The following is a 23,563-nucleotide window of genomic DNA, read 5'->3' as shown; positions in this document are numbered from 1 at the left end:
CCGGCGGCGGCATTCCGTCGCCGTCACCGGCGCTGACCAGGAGAATCCGTTGATCATCGACGCGCACAGCCATGTCCACGATCCCGTGCACAGCCACATCGCCCTGCTGGACGAGGCAGGAGTCGACCTCGCCGTGCTCTTCGGCACCCGTCCGCATCCCGAGCGGGCCACCGATCTGGCCTCGTTCCGGCGCGAGATGAGCGTGCTGGACGAGACGATCAGCGGACGGTCCAGCGGTCCGGACGACTACCAGGCCGCAAGGCAGGAGCTGGACTCAGCATGCGCGGCGTACCCCGATCGCTTCATCGGCTTCGGCAAGGTGCGCCCGGACCTGCCGGCCCAGCAGATCGCCGCAGAAGTCGAGCGGGAGATCGTCGGCCGGGGCTTCCGGGGCATCGGTGAGCTGACCCCGCCACCGGACGGGGCCGGTCGGCTCGAGCCGGTCCTGCGGGCTGCCGCCGATCACGGTGGGCTACCTGTTGTCGTGCACGGTTTCGCGCCGACCACGGCGCGGGACCTGGCGACTCTGGCCGGTCTCGCGCGCCGTCACCCGACCGTCCCCCTGGTGATCAGTCAACTCGGTGGACTGAACTGGCTGACGGCAATCGAGTTGGCCCGGGACACCCCGAACATGTACCTGGAACTGTCGACGGCGAACATCGTCTTCGCAGTCCGCCTGGCCATCGACGAGGTGCCGGACCGCACCCTGTTCGGCTCTGACGCGCCCTACGGCGACCCGTACCTCGCCCGCGCCACCGTCGAACGCGTCACCACGTCAGGTGCACTCCGCGATCGCGTCCTGGGCGGCACCCTCGCGGAACTGCTCGGTCTCTGACCGTCAGCATGAGACAGCTGCACCCGCCTGGCGGTGCAGCCTCCGACAGCACCACTCGGGCTGATGCTCAAGGGCGAGGATCGCACCGCCGTTGGCCAGGGCGCCCAGCAGATCAGCCTCCGTGACGCCCGCGAGGCGCGGCTGTTGGTCGAAGCGGCCATCAGCTGTCTGCGGGACGAGTTCGGCCCCGCGTGAGCGTTCCCGCCGCCGCTTTCCGGCGCGTCTCTGAGGATGGCCCGGCGTCCGTGGGACTGCTGCTCGCCCTGTGTCCGGTGATCTGCGACGCGCTGGTCACTCGCGGGTGAGATGGTCCGCTGTGGCAGGTGTGATCACAATGCCGGGGCTCGTACGAAAACTCCTGTGCACCGGCTCGGGCTCCTCTGCCATCATCCCCGAATGGCGCACAGTCTCGAATCGCTGGTCATCCGGCACACGCACCGCCTTTCCGCTCCCAAGGGCCCCGCCGGGGAAGGGGCCATCGCCGCACGGCAGTTCGACGCGGCGCTGACATCCGTGGGCTTCAAGCTCTCGGCGGAGCTGCTGGAGCGGCTGTCGGGGCTGTCCGAGGCCGCGGTCGTGCACACCGCCGAGCGGACGCTGCGCACCGTGAGCGAGATGGTGGGCGACCACGTCCGGCACAACTCGTACTTCATCGACTTCCCGGCGAACGTGCCGGACACCGAAGAGTTCTGGATGCGGTGCGTGGCCAAGGCGCTCGGCGACGAGAAGTCGCGCGAGAACGTGCTGAAGCAGCTGGCGCACGGGGTGCTGGACCTGCTCAGCCTCCCCACGTACGGCCGGTACCAGCACACCTACGAGGAAATGCTCGCGGCGCAGGACGAACTGATTGCCTCGGCGGGCGACCGGGTCACCGTCCTGCATCTCGGCCGGGACCTGGACGACGAACTCACCGATCTGTACCTGGCCCTGGCCGGCAGCACGACCCCGCTGGGCGAGGACGACCTGCGCGACCTCAAGATCCTCGCCGAGCGGTGCGCGCTCGGCCCCCAGCCGGAGGCGATCCCGGTCCGGGAGAACCGGGCGGTCATCAACGAGGCCCGGCTCGGCGTCGGCGCGGACCTCCTCCTGGACACCGTCACCGATGTGCTGCGGCTGGCCTGCGCGCTGTCGGGTGGCGACGTGACGCTTCAGGAGCCGACCCGGTTCCGGGCGCTGTCGCGGCCGGTGCGCCGGGGACTGCTCGCGGGTCTCGACGCCGTGGTCGCGGCGAACCCCGCGAAGCTCGCCGATGTACACGCGCACCGAGAGCCCTTCAAGCGGCTCGGCGAACGCCTCCATCCGCATGAGTACCCGCGCTGGCCGCACGCCGCCGATGTGTTCTCGGTCGCGCGGGGCGAGAAGGAGGCACGGTCCTTCGACAGCAGGGTCGAGAAGCTTCTCGACGAGTTTGACGTCCTCGGTGCGGTGAAGCTGCTCAAGTCCGCTCCCGGCAAGCTGTTCCGCGCCCTGGACCTCCTGCTGCGCACCGCCGCCGACCAGGAGGAACGGGACGCGGTGGTGGCCGCGGCGGTGCAAGTCGCTCCCGATGTCTCCGGCCGGGTCGTGCTCTCGGTGCGCGAGCATCTGCACAACCGGGCACGCGAGAGCGACGAACCCCGGATCTTCGTCAACCGCCGGGGCCGCGCGTGGGTGACCCCCGACTTCCGACCGCCGGTACCGGCCGCCGACCGGGATCGGCTGGTCGCCGCCCTCGACGCTGAGATGCGCCGTCGGCTCCCGGCACCGGGCCGGCTGCTGCTCGACCCCGATGTCCTCGACGTGGCGCTGCCGCTCAGCGGCCGGGCAACCGCGGCCGGGCTCGGCGTACTGCCGAGAGGGTCGGTCTCCGCGGTCGACGGCGAACAGCTGCGCTTCTTCGTGTACTGGAAGGAGACCAAGGACCGGACCGACTACGACCTGTCGGCGCTGCTTCTCCATGCCGACTACAGCACCGATTCCTGGCTCTCCTACACGTCCCTCAAGGCCGTCGGGGGCGAGCATTCGGGCGACGTCACCGAGGCGCCCGACGGGGCCTCGGAGTTCATCAACCTGTCCTTGGACCGAGTGCGCAGTACGTTCATCGTTCCGCAGGTCAACATCTACGCCGGCGAAGGCTTCGAGGAGGTCGAGGAGTCGTTCTTCGGCTTCATGCTGCGCGACGGTGAGCACAAGGGCCGGCCGTTCGAGCCGCGCACAGTGCGGATGAAGTCGGAGCTGCGTGGGGTGGGCCGGGTCGCGCTGCCGCTGGTGTTCCGGCGCGGGGAAGACGGCCGGTGGCGCGCGAAGTGGCTGCACCTGTATCTGAGGGGCATCTCGTCGGCCAACCGGGTCGAGGAGAACCAGGTATCCGTGTCGAAGGTGGTGCGCGCCATCGTGGAGCGGGAGCAGCTTACGGTGAGGTACCTGATCGACCTGATGTCCGGCGACACCACGACCGTGGACCTGTGGGACGGGGAGCCGGTCCCTGACGAGCCCGTGATGTACATCGGCCTCGAACGTCCCGAGGGACTGCATCCGGACTCACGGATCATCACCCCCGAAAATCTGCGCGACTTGATCCCGGGCTGAGTGCTAGCGTTGCCTGCGGCGAGGCCATGAAGGGGCTTCCTTCTCAATTCCTTTCCTGAAACGAGTTCCTTCGCTTTCCTCGCCGTCGGCCTCGACTGGGAGGCGCCCACTCGGCGCCTCCCAGTTTTCGTGTGCGCCGGCCCGCCGAACAGCCCTCACTCGGCGCCCGGCTCAGAGAGCGAGCGATTACGAGCCGAGCCGGGAGAGGGTGACATCGTGATCGGCGGCGCGACTCTCGCCGCCGAGGCAGCCGCGTCGGGTTTGATCGACGAGTACCGGGGTCTACCTCCGCTACCGCTTGGCGCGCTGCTCGGCACGTCGCTCCTCCGCCCGCGCCGCAGCCCGCCTTTGTTCTTCAGCCCGGTCAGCTGCTCGCTGACCGCCAGCAGGTCGTGCCCGAAGCCGATGCCGCATGCTGACTCCATGGGATTGTTCGCCGCGGATCCGGCATGCACCTTCTGCGGCATCGTTTCCGGCCGAGTGCGCGCCAGCCGGATGTACGAGGACGCACAGGTCCTGTCCTTCATGGATATCCATCCAGCCGCGCCCGGTGATCTCCTCGTCATCCCCAAGGCCCATGCGGTGGGTCTGGAGGCCGGGGCGGTATCCGCCACGCGCCAAGCCTGCTCTGACCCGTGCGGCGTCGTCGTCCAGGTCGGCTCGGGACCGCTCCTGCCACCTGACCTCCAAACGGAACCGGTCGTCGCATCCATCAGATGCGGAAGATCGTGGCCATCCGCCCTTCGGTGGGTAGGCCGGCGTTGGTCCGATGGCGTGGAGGCCGCGAGAGTGGCCACCGGGAGGGCGGGGCTTTTGGCGGAGAGCCAAGTAGCGAGCCCCTGCGCGACGGTCGGGAACGGCAGCTGACGTCGGACTGCGCTGGTCGAGCACGGGTACTCCGTCTGGGGAGGAGGGCACGCACTCTTCCGGATGCGCCGGCCTTCCTCCAGGATCGCGGCGAAGGGCGGACGGCCATGGCTCCGATCACGGACGACCTCGCGGACGGCGCGGTCGATGTCCACTTCATCGGCAACGCGACGCTGCTCGTGCGCTACGGGCGGCTCACGCTGCTCACCGACCCCAACTTCTTGCACCGCGGGCAGTACGCCTACCTCGGGTACGGACTGCTGAGCCGGCGTCTCACGGAACCGGCACTCGACGTGGACGAGCTGCCCCGCCTCGACGGGATCGTGCTGTCCCACCTGCACGGGGACCACTGGGACCGCCGGGCCCGTCGGCACCTGGACCGGGCGGTGCCGATCCTGACCACCCCACATGCCGCCCGCCGTCTCAGGGTGTGGCACGGCTTCGCCCGCACCGCGGGTCTACGGACCTGGCAGGCCCTGACCCTGCGGCAGGGCGCGGCACAGGTCACGGTGACGTCGCTGCCGGGTCGGCATGCCGGCCACCCGGTGCTGCGGGGGCTGCTGCCACCGGTGATGGGCACCATGCTGGAGTTCGGGCCCGTCGGGGGACCGGTGCGCATACGACTGTACATTTCGGGCGACACTCTCCTCTACGAGGGTCTGAACGAGATCGCCAGGCGCTTCCCGGCCGCCGATCTGGCCGTACTCCACCTGGGTGGCACCCTGCTCCCCGGCGGCTTTCTGGTCACGATGGACGGCGCGCAGGGAGCGGAAGTCGCCCGCCGCCTCGACCCCCGCCTGGTCCTGCCCGTCCACTACGGCGACTACACGGTGATGCGCTCACCGCTGGAGGCGTTTCTGGCCGAGGTCGACAGGATCGGACTGGCCGAGCGGATCGTCCGCTGCCGGCATGGTCAGCGTGCCCGTCTGACGGCCAAGCCCGGGGCGGTCCCCACCATCCTGTGACCGTGGTTTTCCCAGGCACGGACCTGCTACGAGGGTTAGGTCCGGGAAACCGATCGGTCCAGTCGCTGCCCGCAGTGGACGCTGCGGCCCACCTCGGCCGCCCTCTGTCCGGCCCTGCCGCGTGACCTCAAGGGAGCCCGGTCAGGTGAGGTGCGGCGCGACGCGCAGGATGCTCTTGCCGTACGTCTTTCCCGCCGCGAGCCGTCCCAGGGCCTCGTCGAGGTCGGTCATTTCGTACTCGGCGGTGATGCCCGGCCGGATGTGTCCCTGGGCCACGGCCCGCAGAGCGTGCCGGGCGCTGTCTGCGAGCCGTTCGGGGTGGGTCCGGCTGAGCAGGTCGCTGTTGTAGGACAGTGCGGACCGGCCGTTCATCAGCAGCTCGTCGCTGTCGAGCGCCACGGGCGCGGAGCCGGCGAGGGCGCCGTACATCGCCAGCCGGCCATGCGGGGCCAGTCGCCGCAGGCTGGCCAGGCGGGTGGAGCCGCCGACCGGATCGAGGACGACGTCGAACGGTTCCTCGCCGAAGCGCCCGTCCCCATCCCCTGCGAACTCCGCGCGTGTGATCAGTCGGTCGTAGCCGAACTGGGCGGCGTAGGCGGCCCTTTCGGCGTCGCCGACCACGCCGACGATCCGGTCGGCCCCGGCGGCCCGGGCGAACTGGGCGGCCATGGTGCCGACACCGCCGGCCGCTGCGTGGACCAGGACGCGCTCGCCCGATCGCACTCGGGCTACCGTGTGGATCAAGTCGTACGCGGTCGGAGTCGCCCAGCCGAACGCGGCGGCGGTTCGCGGGTCGAGCCCCTCGGCATCGAAGGTGAGCACGGCGGATGCGATCACCACCTCCGCGAAGGCGCCCCCGCCGGTCAGCGCTGTGACCGTCCGGCCCAGCAGCGCCTCGTCAACGTCCGCGCCGACGCCGACGACCTGCCCGGCGGCCTCGAAACCGGCGACGAAGGGTCGCGGTACGGGGAAGTGGCCGCGGCGCACGAGCACATCGCCCCACTGGAGCCCGGCGTACTGGACGGCGATGGCGACCTGGCCGGGGCCGGGAACGGGCCGCTCCAGGTCGGTCAGGTGGAACCGGTCATCGGCATCGAGGACGACAGCCTTCATGTCTCTGCTCCCTCAGGTGAATCAGTATCCTGATACAGGCGTGTGTGCCGACCATATGAGTATCAGCATGCTGAGTCAACTAAGAGAACTGATTCAAACGGAGGGGTCGATGGCTGATCCGACGGTGAACCACGAGACCGGAGCCCCGGCCGAGGACTACCTCTGCGGCCGTATCCGGCGCGCCGAACAAGCCCTGATGGGTCACCACGAAGCTGTCCTGCGCGGTCACGGTCTCACCATGACCCAGTACACCGTGCTGCTCGCCCTCTCAGCGGAAGCGGACATGTCCGGTGCGCAGCTCGCCCGGGCCTGCGGCGTCACACAGCAGACGATGGCCACGGTCCTGAACGGCCTGCAGAAGAAGGACCTCATCGCCCGCACGCCGTCACCAGCGCATGCCAAAGTCCTCCTCGCGTCATTGACCGACCAGGGTCGCACCGTGCTGGATCGCGCCTATCAGGAGGTGATCGTGCTCGAACGGGCCCTCACCAACGCCTTCGCACCGGAGGAGCACGCCGCCCTGTGCGCTCTCCTGGAGCGTGCCACCCGCGTACTGGTCGAGCACACCCCCCGCCGCCGCTGAGGGCTCGTTACAGAACGAGCCGTTCACGACCGGCCGGGTTTCCGGCCCCCAACGGTGCGCGCGCTGATGAACTCGATGAGCTCAGGGGGTGTCGGGGGTGTCGCTGTCTGCCTCTTGCGGTCGCATGAGGTCAAGGTCGTCGCCCCACGCGTCCAGCACCGTGCCGTGTCCGGCTTCTCGGGCCGCCGTCTCGACAAGGGCGAAGACGTGTCGTTGCTGGGACACATCAGCCGTGGTCGCGATGCGGTCCACGGCACGAAGCAGCGCGCCGGTGTCCCAGCCCGGCAGCGGGTGCCGGGCGAGTTCCCACTCCAGGTACTTGTTGTAGGGGCGGGGGCGACGGTCGAGAGCGAAGAGCAGCTCAAGCAGGAACCGGATGCTGTCGGCGGCGTCGAGACGAGCAGCGAGAGTCTGGCCGTCCCGGTGGTTCTTCACCGAGCGATAGAGCGAGTTGGCATAGGCATCGAGCCAGCCACTTGCGTCCTTGAATGCCTCATCCACCCCCAGACGGGCTTTGTCGGCGAGAATCCGTGCGATGCCTCCGTCGAGTCGGTCGAGCACGATCTGGGCACGGGCAAGGGCGTAGCGTTCCCAACCGGGCGTCCCGGCCCCACGGAACTCGGTCAAAGTGACCACGACAAGGTCGAGTTGGGCGCTACGGTGGCCCGCGAACCGGGTCAGATCGGTGGGGGAGTCGTCGGCGACGACCACGTACAGGTCGTGGTCGGAGTACGGGTTGACCATGCCGTCGTGAGCTTGGGACCCTTTGAGGACCAGGCCGACGACGGCTGGATCGGCGGCAGCGAGTCCGACGAACGCGTCGTAGGTGAGGGGTTGCTGAGCAGTCATGCTGTGGGCCTCCGGTGAGGTGATGACGGGTATGCATGCTGGGGCGACCTCGCTACGAGGCACCCTGCACCGTCTGCGGCTGCATGTGGCTGCCGCCCGGAAGATCAACGCACCTCTCGACTCTATCGCCCGGCCGGACCGTGATGTAGTGCATCGAGGCGACGTCGCGAAGCCGGCAATGCGCTGGGGATGAGGTCGCGCTCGCTGGTGCGAACGCCCGCGGCATCGACCCACCGGTAGGGTGGCCTGTCGTGGACGCGGGGGCAGGAAACGAGATGGTCGGGGTCCCGTCGGGGCAGGTGACGCTGTCGGACCGGCGGACGCAGACCAGTTGGCCGGTCGAGGTGGCGCCGTTTCAGATGTCGGCGTTCCCGGTGACGCAGTCCTGGTACGCACGAGTCACCGGCCGACGGCCGAGTGGCAGCCAAGGCGAGCGGCTGCCGGTTGAGGGTGTTTCGTGGTGGGACGCGGTCCAGTTCTGTAACGCCTTGTCCGAACGCGAGGGGCTGACGCCCGCGTATCACCTCTGCGTCGACGCCGAGACGGCCCACTGGGACACCTCCGCAGACGGGTACCGGTTGCCGACCGAGGCGGAATGGGAGCACGCCTGCCGTGCGGGTACCGCCGGCCCACGGTACGGCCGGCTCGACGAGGTCGCCTGGTACCAGGGCAATTCCGCTGGGAGGATCCACCCTGTCGGCGGCAAGCAGCCCAATGCATGGGGCCTGTACGACATGCTGGGTAATGTGTGGGACTGGTGCTGGGACGTCTACGACGCCGAGGTGTACGGCACCTACCGGGTGCTCCGTGGTGGTGGATGGGCCGATGAGCACTGGAGCTGTCGGGCGTCCGTGCGGCGGCGCAGCCACCCGACCTTCCGAATCGACGACGTCGGATTTCGCATCGCCCGCTCCACATCACTGCCGCGGCCGTAACAGCTCATTCCGAGTCGGTCAGTCAGAGGCCTTGCGGACAACCCCGAGCAGCCCGCCATGTGCGGTCGTTCGTGCTCAGTTGCCGCCCTAGTCGCTCTTGTCGCCCTGACTTCCGGTGCCGCGCCTGCGCCGTGGGGTCGTCGTCCTTCGGATCTCCTCCGTTGCCGCGCGGAAGGCTGGTGCGGCGTGTTGGAAGTAGTCGAAGAGCAGTTCGCGCTGCTGTGGGGTGTAGCGGGCCAGGACATCGGCGACGTGGTGGCGGGCGGCCTCCACGACTTGTTGAACACGCTCGAGTGCGTCAGGGACCGGCTCGACGATCACGCGTCTGCGGTCCTTGGGGTCCGCCGTGCGACGGGCGTAGCCGGCCCGCTCAAGGCGGTCGATCAGGCGTGTGGTGGCACCGGTGGTGAGTCCGGTCCTCAAGGCGAGTTCGCCTGAGGTGAGACCGCCTTCCAGGGAGATCAGACTGAGTGCGTACCACTCGGAGGTATGCAGGCCGGCGGCTTCTGCGCTGGCCAGGCCCTGAAGTCCTACCGCGTTCAGGTATTGACGGAAGATCACATGCTCGTTTCCGCCACCCGAAGGGGTTGCCATCGTCGAGAGTCCTCTCTAGATTTAGCTGCATGGAAGCAGATACTGCATGAGTTCAGAATCTGCATCAGTGTAACCAGTTGAGGAGGTCATCCGCCATGTCGACAGTCACCCTTGATGTCGCCGCCGTCACCGGCGTCCTGGACGAACTCGTGGCCGCATGGGAGCGGCACGACGCAGACGCATACGGTGAGCTCTTCACCGAGGACGCCACCTACATCACCTACGTCGGCACCCTGTACCAGGGACGCCAGGACATCGTGAACTGCCACCGCACGCTGTTCGAGGGCTTCCTCAAAGGCACCAGACTCGCCGACGAGGTGATCTCGATCCGTTTCAACGGCCCGGACGTCGCCGTGGTGAACGGCCGCGGAGACACGTACAGAAAGAAGCGGCCGCGCAAGCTGACCAAGTTGCAGACGTACACCTTGGTCCGGCAGGCCGACGGCAAGTGGCGCATCATGGCCTTTCACAACACCAAGCGGAAGCCGTTGATGGAGTCGATCTCGTACAGGTTCGCCCCAGGGCTGATCCCGGCCGCCGACAGCTGAATCTGGTGCTCGCTGCCAGCGGGCGGTCCGGGCAGCGCAGCTGCTGCGGGTCAGCGGCATCGCTCAGTGCACGAGTTTCAGACCGGCGACGCACCCGACGATGCCAATGAGCAGCACAATCTTCAGCGCACTGACGGACTCGCCGTCGAAGGGCATGACGTAGACGGCGGTGAGAACGGCGCCGATACCGACCCAAGTGGCGTAGCCGGTTGCTACGGGCAGGGTCCTGAGCGCGTAGGAGAGCCCCATCATGCTCAGCGCCAGGCCGGCGACGAAGATGGTGGTGGGCGCGGGGCGGGACAGCCCGGCGGACTTGCCCGGAGCTGTGGCCCAGACAGCTTCCAGCACTCCCGAAACCACGAGAACGATCCAGGCCATGTCGTGCTCCTTGCGCCGTCTTGTCATTGCTGGGTACGGCGCGTCGGTTCCCTGCGCTGCATTGCTGCGGGCTGCCGGCGCGTGGCGGACGCTGCGGGTGAACTGTGTACAACAGCGGCAGGCGGCTGGACATCTGCCACGGAAACGAGGTCCAAGTTGTCGTCAAGGACCGTCCTGTTCTTCTGCCTGGACAGCACCACCACGGGGGTACCCCCGCCCGCCACTCCTGCTTCTGCGGCGCAGCCGTTCATCGACGCCTCACCGAGCTGGTCCATCCGCAGGCCGACCACGGCCCGGGAGGTCCGACCGTGGCCCCGACCATGGCAGGTCAGCGCGCCCCCGCCGTACCTCGACGGGCTGCTGCTCGGCGCGGTCGGCGCGGACGAGAGGGCGCTGCAGGTGCCAGACGTGGGCAGGGGGCAGATCGGCCCATACCGACCGAGATCCTCCGCGCCGTTCACCTGGTGGCCGCCGGGTCGGCGATGCTCCACCCTGCCGCCGCCCGCCGCCTGATCGACCGTTACCACGCGGCCAACCAGCCCCGAGCCACGGAAGCCCAGGCCCGGCTCGACCGGCTCACCCCGCGTGAACGCGACCGTCGTCGCAGACTCTGTGCGCGCCCATTGGCCCCATTGGCGGCGGCACTCGCAACTACTTCCTTCCACGTCCAGTGGACGGGTTACCGGGCGGTCAGGGCGAGGAGGGTGTTGCGAACTTCCCATGCGCGTGGGGAGTTCAGGGCGGCGTAGAGGGACAGCGCTTGGTGGAGGTGGTCCACGGCGTGAGCGTGTTCCCCTCTGTTCTGCTGGATGTGGGCCATACCAGTGTGGGCGCGGGCCTGTTCTTCCTGTTCTGTGATTTCACGGGCCACTTCCAGTGCCGATGTGTGGGCCTGGAGGGCTTGGACGTGTTGTCCTGCGCCGTACAGGGCCTCGCCCAGGCCGTTGAGGGCGCCCGCTTCTCCGTAACGTTCTCCGGTTCGCCGGAAGTTGGCCAGGGCCTGGTGCTGGTGCTCGGCGGCCTCTTCGTACCGGCCCTGACGGCACAGAGCGTTCCCCAGGTTGGACAACGCGTGCGCTTCTCCGCCGGTGTGTCCGAGCCGGCGGAAGAGAGCGAGCGCCCGCTCGAAGTGTCCGGCCGCGGCGGAGTGGTCGCCCAGCCGCGCCACTACGATCCCCAGGTTTCCGAGGGCGCTGGCCTCCCCGAACGTATGGCCCGTTTGCCGGTACAGCGCCAGTGCCTGCCGGTACCGCTCGGTCGACGCCTGGAAGTCCTCCAGCAACTCCTGCACGATGCCGAGGTTGTTCAACACGTCGGCCTCACCGTGGGCGTCACCGACCACGCGAAACAGTTGGACGGCCCTCTCGTGGTGCTCGGCGGCCTCCCGGTACCGGCCCTGCAACTCGTGCAGCACGCCCACATTGGTGAGATGACGCGCCTCGCCGGCCCGATACCCGACCTGACGGCACAGTGACAGCGCATCCGCGTGGTGCTGGTGGGCAGTCTCGTAGTCCCCGAGCCTTCGGTGGACCGCGCCGACGCAGGCGAGGACATCGACCTCACCACGGGTGTCTCCCACCGTACGGGCCGCCCGCAGGGCGTGCGTGTGAACGGTCAGCGCGTCGGCGAAATACCCCGAGCGCTCGTAATGGCGGTGGAGCGTGGTGGCGATCCGCACGGTGTGCCGGGACGGCCCGGGCTCCTCGGTCCTGGAACACAGTGCCACCAGTGTGTGCTGCGCGGAGCGCAGCCACGCGCGGCACTCGTCGGCCGTACGCAGCGGCGGCAGACCGGTGTCGGGTACCTCGACGGCGGGACGCAGATGCCGTTCGGCGGGATACAGCACGTCCATGGCCACCGCCGACGACGCCAGGCAGTGGTCCAGCAGACGGGTTACGGCGGCGTCGCGCTCCACCGCCTCGTCGTGCCGGTTGGCGAGCTCCGCGGCGTAGGCGCGCAGCAGGTCGTGCATGCCGTGGCGGCCGGGACCGCTCCGGTGCACCAGGTGTGCGCGGGCCAGGACGTCCAGGGACCGCCGCGTCCGGTCCACGGTCTCACCGGCCAGAGCGGCGGCCGAGTGCACGTCCGCATCGGGCCCCGGGTGCAGGCCCAGCAGCCTGAACAGGCGTGCCTCGTGCTCGGGAAGGCGGTCGTAGGACCAGGAGAAGACGGCCCGAACGGCAGCCCTGGGATCTCCGTCGCCGGAGTCCAGCAGATCAAGGCGCCGCCGGTGATCCCGCAGTTCCTCCACCAGGTGGGCCAGGGGTTCCAGGGGACGTGACAGCACCAGTTCGGCCGCCACCCGCAGCGCCAAGGGCAGCCGCCCGCACTGCTCGGCCAAGGTGGTGGCGGCCGCGTGGTCCGTGTCGACGCGCGGCCCGATCAGTGTGCGCAGCAGGGCGAGCGCCTCGTGAGGGGAAAGGACGTCGACGACCAGGCGCCGCGCCCCGTGCACCGACACCAGGGAGGACAGCGAGTCCCGGCTCGTGATCAGCACCTTGCACGCCGGGCTCCCGGGCAACAACGGGCGCACCTGCGCCGCGGAGGCGGCATTGTCGAGGAGGACGAGCAGACGCCGTCCGTCGACCGCGGTGCGGTAGCGCGCGGCCCGGTCGTTGAGCCGCAGTGGTATCTCCTGGCCGGACACGCCGAGGGCGGTGAGGAACCCGGCGAGGGCCTGAGCGGCGGAGACCGGCTCGTCCGGATCGTAGCCGCGCAGATCGACGTAGAGCTGTCCGTCGGGGAAGGCCTCACGCACCTGGTGCGCCCAGTGCACGGCCAGCGCGGTCTTGCCGACGCCCGCGGTGCCGGAGACGGCGGAGAGGACCACCGCAGCCCCGCGCTCCGCACCGTCCGGGCCGTCCGCGGCGACCAGGCACCGCGTGAGCTCGGCCAGCTGATCCTCTCGCCCACTGAAGGGGCGTACGTCCATGGGGAGTTGGGCGGGAACCGGGACTGGGGCCGGGGCGGGGGTACGGACAGCGACCGGGTCGGACCCCGCGCCCGGCGACTCCTCCGGTCCGGTGCCCCGCAGCATCTCCTCGTACAGCGCCTGCAGTTCGGGCCCCGGAGCCACGCCGAGCTCAGCGCGGAGCTGCCGACGGGCCCCGGTGTAGGTGTGCACTGCCTCGGCCGTTCGTCCGGTGGCGGCCAGGCTACGCATCACCGCCACGGCGAGCGGCTCGCACAGCGGGTGCTCCGCCAGCAAGGGCCGCAGGACGGTGAGCACTTCCTCGGTCCTTCCCTGCCGCACCAGGATGCGGGCCCAAGCGAGCGCCGTCTCGACACGCTCCTGCGTCCAGGCGATCCGCGTACGCTCCGCCCACGCGCCCGGCAGCCCCGCCAGCGGCACACCGCACCACAGCCGCAGTGCCTCCTCCAGGAGGTGTGCGCGGCGTGTGTCGGACAGGTGCGTCTCGTGCCCTTGCGCGACGAGCGAGCGGAAGCGGAGGAGGTCCACGGCGTGTTCGTCCGCCTCCAGAACGTATCCGCCGGAAGCCCTGTTGATACGGAGCGGTGGCGGGGGAACCTCCGCCTCGTCACCGCCTGACGCTGATGCCGCGTCCTCGAGGAGCCGCCGCAGACGGCTGATGTGCGAGTAGAGGACCGACCGGGCCCCATCGGGCGCGGCGGTGTCCCAGACGCGGTCCACCAATGTGGTCACAGGGACCGGCCGGCCGGTGTCGGCCGCCAGCGCCGCGAGGACCGCTCGACGACGCGGCTGCCCCAGGTCGACCACGCGCCCCGCGACGCGCAGTTCCAAAGGCCCGAGTAGGTGCAGGTTCATCGTGCCTCACCCGGAACAGGCGGTGGAACGACCGGCCGATCGCGGGAGCCTACGCCCGCCGAGCAGGAGCCGGGATTCCAACGGCGCTCCGTCATTCACTCCGGGGCCGTAGCGGAACGGCCGTCACAAGGTTTTCGCAAGGTTCACCATAGATCCTCACCTCACGGGCCGTCAGGCGGATCGCGGCGGACGCCCCTGCCGGAGAGAACCCCGACGGTGGCCCGCGCAGCTCCCGGAGAGCGGCGCTGCCACCCGCCCTGCCGGTGGCCGCGCGAGGCGTGGCCGAGCCGACGCAACGAGAGAATGGAACCGCATGCGCAAGATGATGTCCCGAGCGAACCGGACGGCCGTCGCCGTCGTCGCCACCGCCTTCATGGCGTCCGGAGCGGTGGTCGCGGGGGCGACGACCGCCTCCGCGGACGGGTGCGTAGGTCCCCTGTGCGGCGCGGTGAAGAACAGGACCGGCGGCACGATGCACTACACGACGAGTCTCGGCGCGGGCCCGCACTACTGCGACGTGTGGAACTGGGGTGGCGGCACCACGAGCGAGTTCAAGCACGCCAAGTGCAAGCAGGATTCGTTCGGCAACGGCACGCGGGGCGGTAACGGAACCGGCGTGGACGTCGACGCCTTCACGTTCGCCTCTCGCGGGTACCACGAGCGGTTCTCGCGGGTCGGTACCTGGCACTGGCGGCAGAAGGGTGTCTGGACGAAGATCCGGAGCGGAGAGATCGCCGACTGCGGCATCGGCGACAACAACGAGGTCTGGTGCACCGTGCTCGTGCAGGCCTGAAGACAGCCCCGGAAGGCGGCGGCACGCACGTGCCGCCGCCTTCCGGCGTGACCACGTGCCATTGCCGGGCCAGGCGGGTCCTGTCTCGCGTCCGCCGACCTTCAAGCGGAGTGGAGCAGGCCCGCCCCCCGGCGTCTCCCGTGCGGGACCGTGGCAGACGGGCCGGTCACGGCATCAGACGGTCCGCGAAAAGCTTCCGCTGACGAGGGCACTGGTCCTATCGTCTGAGCCCGTGATCAGAAACGGCGTTCCGCTGCCCCCGACTGTCTACCCGCTCGCCAAGGGACGTGTGTGGGCCATGCTGGCCGGCTCCCTGGTCTTCATCGCTCTGGGCATTGTCTTCGTGGTCGCCCACAGCACCGTGAAGATGACCGTGGCGGGAGCGGTGGCTGTGCCCTTCTTCGGGTTCTGCTCAGTGATCATCGCCCAGCGCCTGCTCCGCGACCGACCGGAGCTGGTGCTGGACGAGGCGGGAGTGGACCACGTGAGGCTGGGCCGGTTCGGCTGGGACGAGATAGCCGCGGTGCGGATACGCGAGCAGCGGGTACGCAACACCTCGCAGTGGTTCATTGAGCTGGTGTTGCACGATCCGGACGCCTATCTGGCGCGAGCGCCCAAGCTCGTCCGCAGTACCGCGTCCATGAACGCACGACTCGGCTTCGGCCCGGCCAGCATGGCCACGAACACCTTGCCGGTGCCACCTGAGACCGTCCTGGACGCGATGCGGCGTCACTGCCCCGGACTCGCGGTACAGCACTGACGACTCCTGGCAAGGTGAGGCTTCCGGGCCTCCGTGAATGACGGCGTGTCCGCAACCGCGCTCCATTGGGCGTATGGGCAGGCAATGCGCCCACGACATGGCCGGCTCGATGCGTCAGAACGCACTCGCAGCGGTCGGGCCCGCGCCGCCTCACATCCGGGATCTCAGCACGTCGACCTCACAGCCCGGCGCGAACGGGTCAAAGCCATGTTCGACCAGCCAGCGAACCCCCAGCAGGCTTCGCAATGCCCACCACGCGCGGATCACGTCGAGGTCAACGTCGGTGCCACAGCCGGCGACGACGTCGCCGAGGTGCTCCTCGTGTCCGAGCGTCAACGTGGCGAGGTCGAACAGGGCATCGCCCTGGCCCGCCTCGGACCAGTCGATGATGTCCGTGATCTCGTCGCCGTCGACGAACACGTGAGTGATCTGAAAGTCGCCGTGTGTGAACACCGGAGTCCACGGCCGGAGCGCGGCCTCGGCGACCTGGCGGTTGCGGGTGACCAGGTCGGCGGGCAGGACGCCGTTCGTAACGAGCCACTCGCACTCGCCGTCGAGATCCGCGGTCAACTCGTCGAGGTCCTGACCCGCCTGGCCGCCGGGCCAGGGCGGCAACGGCGCGTCGTGCAACTTCCGGATGGCGGCACCCGCCGCAGCCCACGCCGTCGGAGACGCGGGCGACGGCTCGCCGAGGCGGCCGAGCGCCGTCCCCGGGACCGCGGTGATCGCGAGCACGGGCGGCTTGTGCCACAGGACCTGCGGGGTCGGGACCGGCGCCAGGGCCATCGCCTCGACCTCGACGTCGATGCGTGCCTGATCTGCGTCCACCTTCAGGAACACGTCGCCGACGCGCAAGGTCGCGCGCTCAGAATGGGCAACGACGACTACGACCTCATTCACGGGCGACCAGTATGATCCTCGACGTCGCCGGCGCCATGTCCGTGCCACGCCGCGAGCGCAGCAGCACCCGCGCTCGGCGCGCGCGACCGGGACAGTGGTGTGTCCGGAGAGCGGGAGCCGCTCCGCCTTCCGCTTCAGTACTGTGACTTCGCATGACCGACACCGAGATCGAAATCACCGCAGACCTGGTTCGCGACCTACTGAAAGAGCAGCATCCAGACCTTGCAGGGTTGGCCATCCGTGAGGTGGCGGGCGGCTGGGGCAACCAAATGTGGCGTCTCGGGGACGAGTTGGCCGTACGCATGCAGCGCATGGACCCCACCCCGGAGCTCCAGCTCAAGGAGCGGCGGTGGCTACCCGTGCTGGCTCCGCGACTTCCGCTCCCGGTGCCGATTCCGGTGCGGTTCGGCGAACCGTCCGAGCGCTTCCCCAAGCACTGGACCGTGATGACGTGGGTTCCCGGCGAGCCGCTGGACCACGGTTCGATCAGCCGTGGCGCCCACGCGGCCGACACACTGGCGGGCTTCCTCCAGGCGCTCCATGTGGAGGCGCCCGTCGAGGCGCCGATCGCTACGGACCGCGGTGCCCATCCCAAGGACTGCACGGACGGCTTCGAGCACTTCTTCCAGGCCATTGCCCCCGAGGACATCGCTGCCGACGTCCGGGCCGTCTGGGACGACGCCGTCGCGGCCCCCGCGTGGGAGGGCCCGCCGGTGTGGGTGCACGGCGACCTCCATCCCGCGAACGTCGTCGTCTCGGACGGAACGCTCTCGGGCATCGTCGACTTCGGCGGCATGTTCGCCGGCGACCCGGCGTGGGACCTCGCCGCCGCATGGGTGCTGCTGCCCGCAGGCACGGCCTCCCGGTTCTTCGGCATGTACGCGCATGCGGACGAGGCGGCGATCCGGCGCGCCCGCGGGCTGGCCGTGATGAAGAGCCTCTTCCTGGTGCTCATGGGGCAGAACGGAGATAAAAGTCTTCCCGGTGGCAAACCGCACTGGGGACCTGTAGGGCGGGCGGCACTCGAGCGTGTTCTGAAGGGCGTTTGACGCGTGCCGCGTAGGGATGCCAAGGTCCGACGCGCCTTCTTCCTTCTCCCGCACGACCGGGACAGCCGGCACAACAGACCTGTGCCGTAGTGCCCAACTAACCCCCCAAGACCCTCGGATCATCGAGGTGAACGGCCGGGTCGGCGGCTTCATCAACGAACTGGCCCGCCGCTGCCTCGGGGTCGACCGTAGGCGCCGCACTCCCGCTGTGGTCCAGCTCGGCTGGTCCAGTGTCCGAAGGTCCGCTACATCGGCTCCTCGTCCTGCTCGGGCTCCCAGATCGTCGAGGCCCAGTGGGCTTCCAGGGAGCGGTGTCTGGAGCGGTTCGTGACCGAGCAGCCGCCGTACTCGATCCTGGTGCGCGGGATCGAGGAGGACGTCCTGCCCACCGTGCGCCGCCACGGCATGGGCACGCTCACCTACAGCCCGCTCGCCGGCGGCTGGCTCTCGGGCCGCTACCGCAAGGACAACACCTCAGGCCCGGCCTCCGCGGCACGCTTCGACATGACCAGCCCCGCCAACCAGCGCAAACTCGACGCGGTCGAACAGCTCGCGGCCCTGGCGGAGAAGGCCGGCCTCACCCTGATCGAACTGGCCGTCGCCTTCGTCCTCAACCATCCGGGCGTCACCTCCGCGATCATCGGACCGCGCACCATGGAGCAACTGGAAGCGTTCCTGCCTGCCGCTGATCTCACGCTGCCCGCCGATGTCCTCGACCGCATAGACGAGATCGCGCCCCCCGGCGTGACGGTCAGCCCTGCCGACAACAGCTACGGCGACTTCGAACTGCGCGCCGACCAGCACCGGCGCTGACATAGGCCGCAGCCCCAGCGCGTCGAGGCCGTACCCCACCCGACCGGAGCGGGCACAGGATGTCGGGTGCGGAAGGCTTGGTCCTTCCTAACGTTGGTGATCGAAAGGGAAGGAGGCCGGGTTGCTGGATCGGTTGAACCAGGCCATGGAGCACATTGAGGAGCACCTCGACCAGCACATCGAGGTGTCCGCGCTGGCCCGGATCACGGTCACGTCGGAGTACCACTTCCGGCGGCTGTTCTCCTCACTGGCGGGGATGCCGCTGTCGGAGTACATCCGACGCCGGCGGCTCACCGTCGCGGGGGCCGAAGTGCTGGCCGGGCAACCGACCTTGCTGGAGATCGCGATCCGCTACGGCTACACGTCGGGGGAGGCCTTCGCCCGGGCGTTCCGCGCCGTGCACGGTGTCGGTCCCGGCGAGGCCAGGCGGACCGGCGCGGCCCTGAACTCGCAGCCCCGGCTGTCCTTCCGCCTCACCATCGAAGGGAACAGCACCATGCGGTACCGCATCGTGGAGAAGGAAGCATTCCGGGTCGTCGGCAAGAGGGCCCGCGTCCCGCTGATCTACCAGGGCATCAACCCGCACATCGCCGAGCACATCCGGAGCATCCCGCCGGAGACGATGCTGCGGATCGTCGGCCTCTCGGACCAGGACCCGGAAGGCGTGGTGTCGGCGACCGTGCGCCTGTCGGACGGCTTCGAGGAGGGCAGCGAACTGGACTACTATCACGCCGTGGTGACCACCGCCGTCGAGTTGCCCGAGGACCTCGACGTGCTGGACTGCCCGGCGGGCACCTGGGCCGTGTTCGAGAACACCGGGCCGTTCCCACAGGCGTTGCAGCAGATGTGGGGCGACGTGGCTGCCCAGTGGATCCCGTCCAACCCGTACGAGTACCGTCCGGGTCCGGAGATCTTGCGCACCCGCCCGTCGCAGGACGCCCCGACGCAGTCCGACGCGCAGCTGTGGATCCCGGTGATCCGTACCACGGTCTGATCCGAGCGCCCCCCTGGTTGCTCAGCACCAGCCGCTGACGATCCAGACGGTGCGGTCGGTTCGACGGCGACTCATTGGCCGGGGGGCGGCGTTGAGTGCTCGGTTCGGCAATCTGGACATACGCGTCCACGGCCGCCCGTTCGTGCCTGGTGATCCCGGGCTGTTTGCACAGGGCCGGCACCTGCTGGGCGAGCCCCAGAAAACGGGCGCAGCGTTGTTCGACGTCCCGTCGGGCGGCGGTGACGGCTTCGCCGTGGGTGCGGTGCCAGCCATGGGGCGACCGTCCTCGTGGTGAGAGGCACCCCTCGCACCAGTGCCACCGCGGCGATCATGGCCGCGCCGCCAGCCACGGTGTCCCGCGTAGACAGGCAGGCGAGGCCTTGTCGTCCGAGTCCACCAACGAACCCTTCGCCGACCAGCAACTCGTACAAGGCAGACTGGGACGTCGCCGCCGACAAGTGGCACGCCCTCGGCGGCATCGCCCGCCGCGCCGGCCTCAAGCTGTACACCCACAACCACGACGCGGCCTACGACTTCCTTCTCGACGGCGGCCCCCTGGACGCCCAGGGCCGCCCGACCCGCAGTTCCGGCATCCGCAAGCTGGAGTACTTCCTGTCCATCACCGACCCCGAGCTGATCTGGCTGGAGATGGACGTTTTCTGGGCGCACGTCGCCCAGTACAAGTTCCGCACCTACACCGCCCACGACGGCTCCACGCGGACGAACGTATTCGACCCGGCAGGCCTGGTCACCCGCCACAACAAGCGCTACCCGCTGTTCCACGCCAAGGACGGCGTCGTCAACACCACCAACGGGATGGGCTACGACATGGTCCCGTTCGGCACCGGCGTCATCGACTACACGACATTCTTCTCCCCCGTGGGACACCGCAATTATCACAATCCGATGGTCGAACAGGACAACGCGCCCAGCACCACCAGCCCTGCCCAGTCGCTGGAACACGCGGCGATCGGCTACCGCAACCTCGCCGCCCTGCGCCGCTAGAACGCAGCTGTCGCGCCAGTGGGCCGGGGGGCGGCGTGGCTGCGGTGTCCGGGACGCGGTCCGGCCCGGTCCGGCGATCCGGACAACGGAAAACTTTCTCGCTGTATGGCAGAGAAATTAACGTGAACCTGTGGTCGAGGCCACAGGCTCGTCCGTAAGAGATGAGAGGATGCCCAGGCACACCCACACTGGCTCGAAGATCGGGAAGTTGACCTTGGGGGACCACACAGCCGACGGACCGGCGGACGAGGGACGCGGGCAGGGTGACTCGTCCAGACCTGTCACCATTGCGTACATCGCCGAGTCGGCGGGGGTGTCGGTCCCGACCGTGTCCAAAGTGATCAACGGCAAGTCGGGGGTGTCCGCGGACACGCGCGCCCGGGTCGAGGAACTGGTCAACCGGTACGGCTACCGCAAGCCCGGTGGAGCGGGCCGAAACAACGTCGTCGAGCTCGTGTTCCGTGAACTCAAGGACCTCTGGGCGGTGGAGATCATCCGGGGTGTCGAGAAGGTGGCCCGCGAGCACGGCGTCGGCCTCATGGTGTCCCGGTTCGGCCTGCACGACTCCACGCCGAGCTGGGACGACACGATCTCGCGCCGGCCGAAGTGCGTGCTGTCCGTGGCCCAGCTCTCCGTGGAGGAGCGCGAACAGCTGAAGGCGAAGGGTATCCCGTTCGTCGTCTTCGATCCGACTGCGGAACTGCCTGACGACGTCCCGTTCGTGGGCGCCACGAACTGGTCCGGAGGCCGCGCCGCGACACGCCATCTCACCAGGCTCGGACACCGCCGTATCGCGATGATCAGTGGGCCGCAGGACGTACTGTGCTGCGTGGCCCGGCTGGACGGATACCGCTCCGCGATGCAGGCCGCCGGCCTGCCGGTCGACCCGGAACTCGTCGTGCACGCGGAACTCACGCGCGAGAGCGGCTGTGAGGCGGCGCGTTCCCTGCTGGCCCTGCCCGACCGCCCGACAGCGATTTTCACGGCCAACGACCTTCAGGCGCTCGGTGTCTACCAGGCCGCACGCGAGGTCGGCATGAGCATCCCCGAAGACCTGAGTGTCGTCGGTTTCGACGACCTGCCGGTCGTGGCCTGGGTGGATCCGCCTCTGACAACCGTCCACCAGCCCCTGACCGAGATGGCGGTGGCAGCGACGGAGTTGGCGCTCACCCTCGGTCGTGGCGAGCAGGCGCCGCAGGTCGGGCTGGAGATCGCGACGACGTTGACGGTGCGTGGCAGCACGGCCCCGCTGAAGGACTGACGCAGCGGCACATTGTGCCCTCACCGCCCACCCTTCGGCGTGCATTGCGCATTCCCATGCGCATCGCTAGCCTGCGCCGCCGTGGAAACTCTCTCTTGAGACCGCGAAGGATTTCGAATCTCGACCGAGGTTCTTGCCAAGCGCCCGCGCTCCCACGGACCGTAGTCCAGGTCTTGATTCCACCGGCCTCGGTCACCACCCCGGGAGTTCATGCGGAGGTTGGTCCAAAGGCGTTCGGCCACCGACCGCATCGGCGTGGGCCTGGATCTGCTGCGGGGCTCGGGTGAAGGCGCGCTCCAGGGCGTAGCTGCGGTAGCGGGTGCGCACCGTTTTCCACCGCCCGTAGCGTTGTTCGAAGTCCTGCCCCCCAATCAGCCACGCTCGCCGTGCTGCGGCTGGGGTATCAGGAGAGGCGAACTCCGCCGGGCCGTCGCCGCGCGGGCGGAGCTCGCCGATGCCGCAAGGGACCGTGGAGCGGGCCGCACCTCGCCGCATACGCAGCTCCGACCCGCACCGCGCCGGCCATGGGTGTGCCACGTCGCAGAAGACAGCTCGGGACAGACAACCTCTCGCACCCTTGCAGGTCAGGCCTTCGCGGGACTGCTCGCCATCGCCCCCGGCGGGCGCATCATGAAGATGTCGATCGGGTCCTGGGCTTCCACGACGAATCCGTGGCGCTCGTAGAGTCGACGGGCAGCACTGCCCTGCAAGACATTCAGGCCCACGGCCATGCCCTGCGCGTCCGTTCGCTCCAGTACCGTGCGCAACACAGCGGATCCGAGCCCTCGGCCCTGACGGTGGGGAGCAAGGTAGAAGTGCTCCAGCCACTGCCTGCCTTCGGCGGGCCTGACCGTGACGCATCCCGCCAGTTCACTGTCGATCATGATGATCGACGTGTGCTGCGGGGAGAAGGAGTCCCGCAGCCGCTGTCGTACCCGGTGCTCGTCGTAGCGCCCAAGACGTTCCAAGTCCGCACGCATGACCATGGCCCGCAGCTCCGCGATCACCTCGATGTCCGCTGCCACCGCAGAACGCAGCGTCCATCCCGCGGCGTGCGCCGCCGTGGTCCGTGCTGCATGGACCACGGCCGATCGCCTACCGCTCCCCATCTCCCCGTCATCCATGGCCGGAGTATCTCAGCCCGCCTGCCGTGAACAGGCCCATGGGCGTCTCGGCTGAACTACGCCGCGCGGCGATGCCCTGATCGCTCGCCTCCGACAGCGTCAGGGCGGAGCGGCGCGCTCCGAACGTCCTGTCGGTACTGTCCTCCATCGAGGCCACCAGCTCGCCCTGAACCCCCTGCTGCGCCTGGTTCTCGTCCACCTGCTCTTCGGACCCGCCCGACCGCCGGTCCGCTCGGTGCGCCGTGGTCGAGGAGGCGCAGGAGCTTTTTGGCCCGGTATGTCAGAAGCGGCCAGTAGCCTCAGGCACCATGGGGATTCAGATCGATGTAGTAGTGGGTTATCCGATCAACGATGAGATGGAGAGGGTGCTCGGGTTGGCCGAGGCGGTCGGCGAGCCCGTCACTGTCACGTTCATATGGGAGGGGGGTGGAGAGGCGGAGCGCGCGGTGCTGGTTCCCGCAGCCACGTTGGCGCTCTGGGAGCATTGGGCCCCCACCGCCTACCAGACGAGTGATGCCGAGGATGAGAACCACGCCGAGGATGAGAACCACGCTGTGGAGCCGGAACTGGCTCACCCCGCGGAATTCGGCGCGTTCACGCTTTTTCGCCGTCGCGTAGGAGGGCGAACGGCGGTTGCTCGCAAAGGCGTGGTGGTCGCCGAGTTACTGGACCCCGACGAGGCACACTGGCTCCAGGAGAAGGCCCGCAGTGTCCGCCAAGGCTTCATGGATCCGAAGCAGAAGGCGGCGTTCGAGGAGTTCCTTGCCCGGCAGACATCCCTCGATGATCAGTGACGCGCGATACTCAGAGGCGGCGTCCTGCCCGGCGCCGTCGAAGGCCCA

General features: G+C 69.0%; 24 protein-coding genes and 2 pseudogenes. 17 read left to right on the top strand and 9 right to left on the bottom strand.

Annotated elements, in window-relative coordinates:
- The first annotated feature begins 49 nt into the window (after positions 1-49).
- The 3 genes from ACFY01_RS24015 (at position 50) to ACFY01_RS24005 (ending at position 3,403) form a co-directional block, all read left to right on the top strand.
- Complete coding sequence (locus ACFY01_RS24015; protein ID WP_390737761.1) at positions 50-835, top strand: amidohydrolase family protein; 786 nt, start codon at positions 50-52, stop codon at positions 833-835.
- 33 nt (positions 836-868) lie between these two features.
- A complete protein-coding gene (locus ACFY01_RS24010; RefSeq protein ID WP_390737760.1) occupies positions 869-1,030 on the top strand; it encodes a hypothetical protein in 162 nt (53 codons plus the stop codon).
- A gap of 201 nt (positions 1,031-1,231) precedes the next feature.
- Complete coding sequence (locus tag ACFY01_RS24005; RefSeq protein ID WP_390737759.1) at positions 1,232-3,403, top strand: TerD family protein; 2,172 nt, start codon at positions 1,232-1,234, stop codon at positions 3,401-3,403.
- Positions 3,404-3,558: 155 nt separating this feature from the next.
- Here the strand turns inward: ACFY01_RS24005 and ACFY01_RS24000 are convergent, their stop codons facing one another.
- A complete protein-coding gene (locus tag ACFY01_RS24000; RefSeq protein WP_390737947.1) occupies positions 3,559-3,930 on the bottom strand; it encodes a hypothetical protein in 372 nt (123 codons plus the stop codon).
- Here ACFY01_RS24000 and ACFY01_RS23995 point away from each other — a divergent pair.
- Both ACFY01_RS23995 and ACFY01_RS23990 read left to right on the top strand, forming a co-directional pair.
- Positions 3,827-4,270, top strand: coding sequence for an HIT domain-containing protein (locus tag ACFY01_RS23995; protein WP_390737939.1), 444 nt, complete (start codon positions 3,827-3,829; stop codon positions 4,268-4,270). The genes ACFY01_RS24000 and ACFY01_RS23995 overlap by 104 nt on opposite strands.
- A 107-nt stretch (positions 4,271-4,377) precedes the next feature.
- Positions 4,378-5,235, top strand: coding sequence for an MBL fold metallo-hydrolase (locus ACFY01_RS23990; RefSeq protein WP_390737758.1), 858 nt, complete (start codon positions 4,378-4,380; stop codon positions 5,233-5,235).
- Positions 5,236-5,376: 141 nt separating this feature from the next.
- On the opposite strand, the gene ACFY01_RS23985 is transcribed toward ACFY01_RS23990, so the two are convergent.
- Positions 5,377-6,348 (bottom strand): zinc-binding alcohol dehydrogenase family protein, encoded by a 972-nt coding sequence (locus ACFY01_RS23985; protein ID WP_390737757.1) that lies wholly within the window; start codon positions 6,346-6,348, stop codon positions 5,377-5,379.
- 109 nt (positions 6,349-6,457) lie between these two features.
- Between ACFY01_RS23985 and ACFY01_RS23980 the strand changes: the two genes are divergently transcribed.
- Positions 6,458-6,931 carry a MarR family winged helix-turn-helix transcriptional regulator gene (locus ACFY01_RS23980; protein WP_390737756.1) on the top strand — a complete coding sequence of 158 codons (474 nt, stop codon included), beginning with the start codon at positions 6,458-6,460 and terminating at the stop codon, positions 6,929-6,931.
- An 81-nt stretch (positions 6,932-7,012) separates the two neighbouring features.
- Here ACFY01_RS23980 and ACFY01_RS23975 read toward each other — a convergent pair whose 3' ends face one another.
- The gene (locus ACFY01_RS23975) at positions 7,013-7,780 is read right to left on the bottom strand and encodes a hypothetical protein (RefSeq protein WP_390737755.1); all 768 of its coding nucleotides are present in this window, start codon (positions 7,778-7,780) and stop codon (positions 7,013-7,015) included.
- 275 nt (positions 7,781-8,055) lie between these two features.
- Between ACFY01_RS23975 and ACFY01_RS23970 the strand changes: the two genes are divergently transcribed.
- Positions 8,056-8,715, top strand: a complete 660-nt coding sequence (locus tag ACFY01_RS23970; protein WP_390737938.1) for a formylglycine-generating enzyme family protein — start codon at positions 8,056-8,058, stop codon at positions 8,713-8,715.
- Between the two features lie 87 nt (positions 8,716-8,802).
- Here ACFY01_RS23970 and ACFY01_RS23965 read toward each other — a convergent pair whose 3' ends face one another.
- Complete coding sequence (locus ACFY01_RS23965; protein ID WP_390737754.1) at positions 8,803-9,309, bottom strand: MarR family winged helix-turn-helix transcriptional regulator; 507 nt, start codon at positions 9,307-9,309, stop codon at positions 8,803-8,805.
- Positions 9,310-9,404: 95 nt separating this feature from the next.
- Between ACFY01_RS23965 and ACFY01_RS23960 the strand changes: the two genes are divergently transcribed.
- On the top strand, positions 9,405-9,857 hold the full coding sequence (locus ACFY01_RS23960) for an SgcJ/EcaC family oxidoreductase (protein WP_390737753.1): 453 nt from the start codon (positions 9,405-9,407) through the stop codon (positions 9,855-9,857).
- Positions 9,858-9,920: 63 nt separating this feature from the next.
- On the opposite strand, the gene ACFY01_RS23955 is transcribed toward ACFY01_RS23960, so the two are convergent.
- On the bottom strand, positions 9,921-10,235 hold the full coding sequence (locus ACFY01_RS23955) for a DMT family transporter (RefSeq protein WP_390737752.1): 315 nt from the start codon (positions 10,233-10,235) through the stop codon (positions 9,921-9,923).
- A gap of 434 nt (positions 10,236-10,669) precedes the next feature.
- On the opposite strand from ACFY01_RS23955, the pseudogene ACFY01_RS23950 reads away from it, so the two are divergent.
- A pseudogene (locus tag ACFY01_RS23950) lies at positions 10,670-10,831 on the top strand (DNA-binding response regulator); the annotation flags it as partial.
- 83 nt (positions 10,832-10,914) lie between these two features.
- On the opposite strand, the gene ACFY01_RS23945 reads toward ACFY01_RS23950, so the two are convergent.
- A complete protein-coding gene (locus ACFY01_RS23945) occupies positions 10,915-14,022 on the bottom strand; it encodes a tetratricopeptide repeat protein (RefSeq protein ID WP_390737751.1) in 3,108 nt (1,035 codons plus the stop codon).
- Positions 14,023-14,335: 313 nt separating this feature from the next.
- Between ACFY01_RS23945 and ACFY01_RS23940 the strand changes: the two genes are divergently transcribed.
- A complete protein-coding gene (locus ACFY01_RS23940; RefSeq protein WP_390737750.1) occupies positions 14,336-14,815 on the top strand; it encodes a hypothetical protein in 480 nt (159 codons plus the stop codon).
- A gap of 232 nt (positions 14,816-15,047) precedes the next feature.
- Positions 15,048-15,575: an STM3941 family protein gene (locus ACFY01_RS23935; RefSeq protein WP_390737749.1), complete on the top strand. Its 528-nt coding sequence runs from the start codon at positions 15,048-15,050 to the stop codon at positions 15,573-15,575.
- A gap of 150 nt (positions 15,576-15,725) precedes the next feature.
- Here the strand turns inward: ACFY01_RS23935 and ACFY01_RS23930 are convergent, their stop codons facing one another.
- Positions 15,726-16,475, bottom strand: a complete 750-nt coding sequence (locus ACFY01_RS23930; RefSeq protein WP_390737748.1) for a phosphotransferase family protein — start codon at positions 16,473-16,475, stop codon at positions 15,726-15,728.
- 152 nt (positions 16,476-16,627) lie between these two features.
- On the opposite strand from ACFY01_RS23930, the gene ACFY01_RS23925 reads away from it, so the two are divergent.
- The 5 genes and pseudogenes from ACFY01_RS23925 to ACFY01_RS23905 all read left to right on the top strand — a co-directional run bounded on the left by ACFY01_RS23925 (position 16,628) and on the right by ACFY01_RS23905 (position 21,597).
- Positions 16,628-17,524: an aminoglycoside phosphotransferase family protein gene (locus ACFY01_RS23925; RefSeq protein ID WP_390737747.1), complete on the top strand. Its 897-nt coding sequence runs from the start codon at positions 16,628-16,630 to the stop codon at positions 17,522-17,524.
- A gap of 222 nt (positions 17,525-17,746) precedes the next feature.
- Positions 17,747-18,337 (top strand): aldo/keto reductase, encoded by a 591-nt coding sequence (locus ACFY01_RS23920; protein WP_390737937.1) that lies wholly within the window; start codon positions 17,747-17,749, stop codon positions 18,335-18,337.
- A 121-nt stretch (positions 18,338-18,458) separates the two neighbouring features.
- Positions 18,459-19,331 (top strand): GyrI-like domain-containing protein, encoded by an 873-nt coding sequence (locus ACFY01_RS23915; RefSeq protein WP_390737746.1) that lies wholly within the window; start codon positions 18,459-18,461, stop codon positions 19,329-19,331.
- 411 nt (positions 19,332-19,742) lie between these two features.
- A pseudogene (locus tag ACFY01_RS23910) lies at positions 19,743-20,336 on the top strand (sugar phosphate isomerase/epimerase family protein); the annotation flags it as partial.
- Between the two features lie 214 nt (positions 20,337-20,550).
- Positions 20,551-21,597, top strand: coding sequence for a LacI family DNA-binding transcriptional regulator (locus ACFY01_RS23905; protein ID WP_390737745.1), 1,047 nt, complete (start codon positions 20,551-20,553; stop codon positions 21,595-21,597).
- Between the two features lie 584 nt (positions 21,598-22,181).
- Here ACFY01_RS23905 and ACFY01_RS23900 read toward each other — a convergent pair.
- Both ACFY01_RS23900 and ACFY01_RS23895 read right to left on the bottom strand, forming a co-directional pair.
- Positions 22,182-22,721 (bottom strand): GNAT family N-acetyltransferase, encoded by a 540-nt coding sequence (locus tag ACFY01_RS23900; protein ID WP_390737744.1) that lies wholly within the window; start codon positions 22,719-22,721, stop codon positions 22,182-22,184.
- Complete coding sequence (locus ACFY01_RS23895) at positions 22,714-22,920, bottom strand: hypothetical protein (protein WP_390737743.1); 207 nt, start codon at positions 22,918-22,920, stop codon at positions 22,714-22,716. The genes ACFY01_RS23900 and ACFY01_RS23895 overlap by 8 nt, the downstream gene beginning before the upstream one ends.
- A gap of 109 nt (positions 22,921-23,029) precedes the next feature.
- Between ACFY01_RS23895 and ACFY01_RS23890 the strand changes: the two genes are divergently transcribed.
- Entirely contained in the window at positions 23,030-23,515 is a 486-nt protein-coding gene (locus tag ACFY01_RS23890; RefSeq protein ID WP_390737742.1) for a hypothetical protein, read from the top strand.
- Positions 23,516-23,563 lie beyond the last annotated feature (48 nt).

It is taken from the genome of Streptomyces sp. NPDC001480, assembly GCF_042894725.1.
Taxonomy (GTDB): domain Bacteria; phylum Actinomycetota; class Actinomycetes; order Streptomycetales; family Streptomycetaceae; genus Streptomyces.
This window is presented reverse-complemented; position numbering and strand designations above follow the sequence as displayed.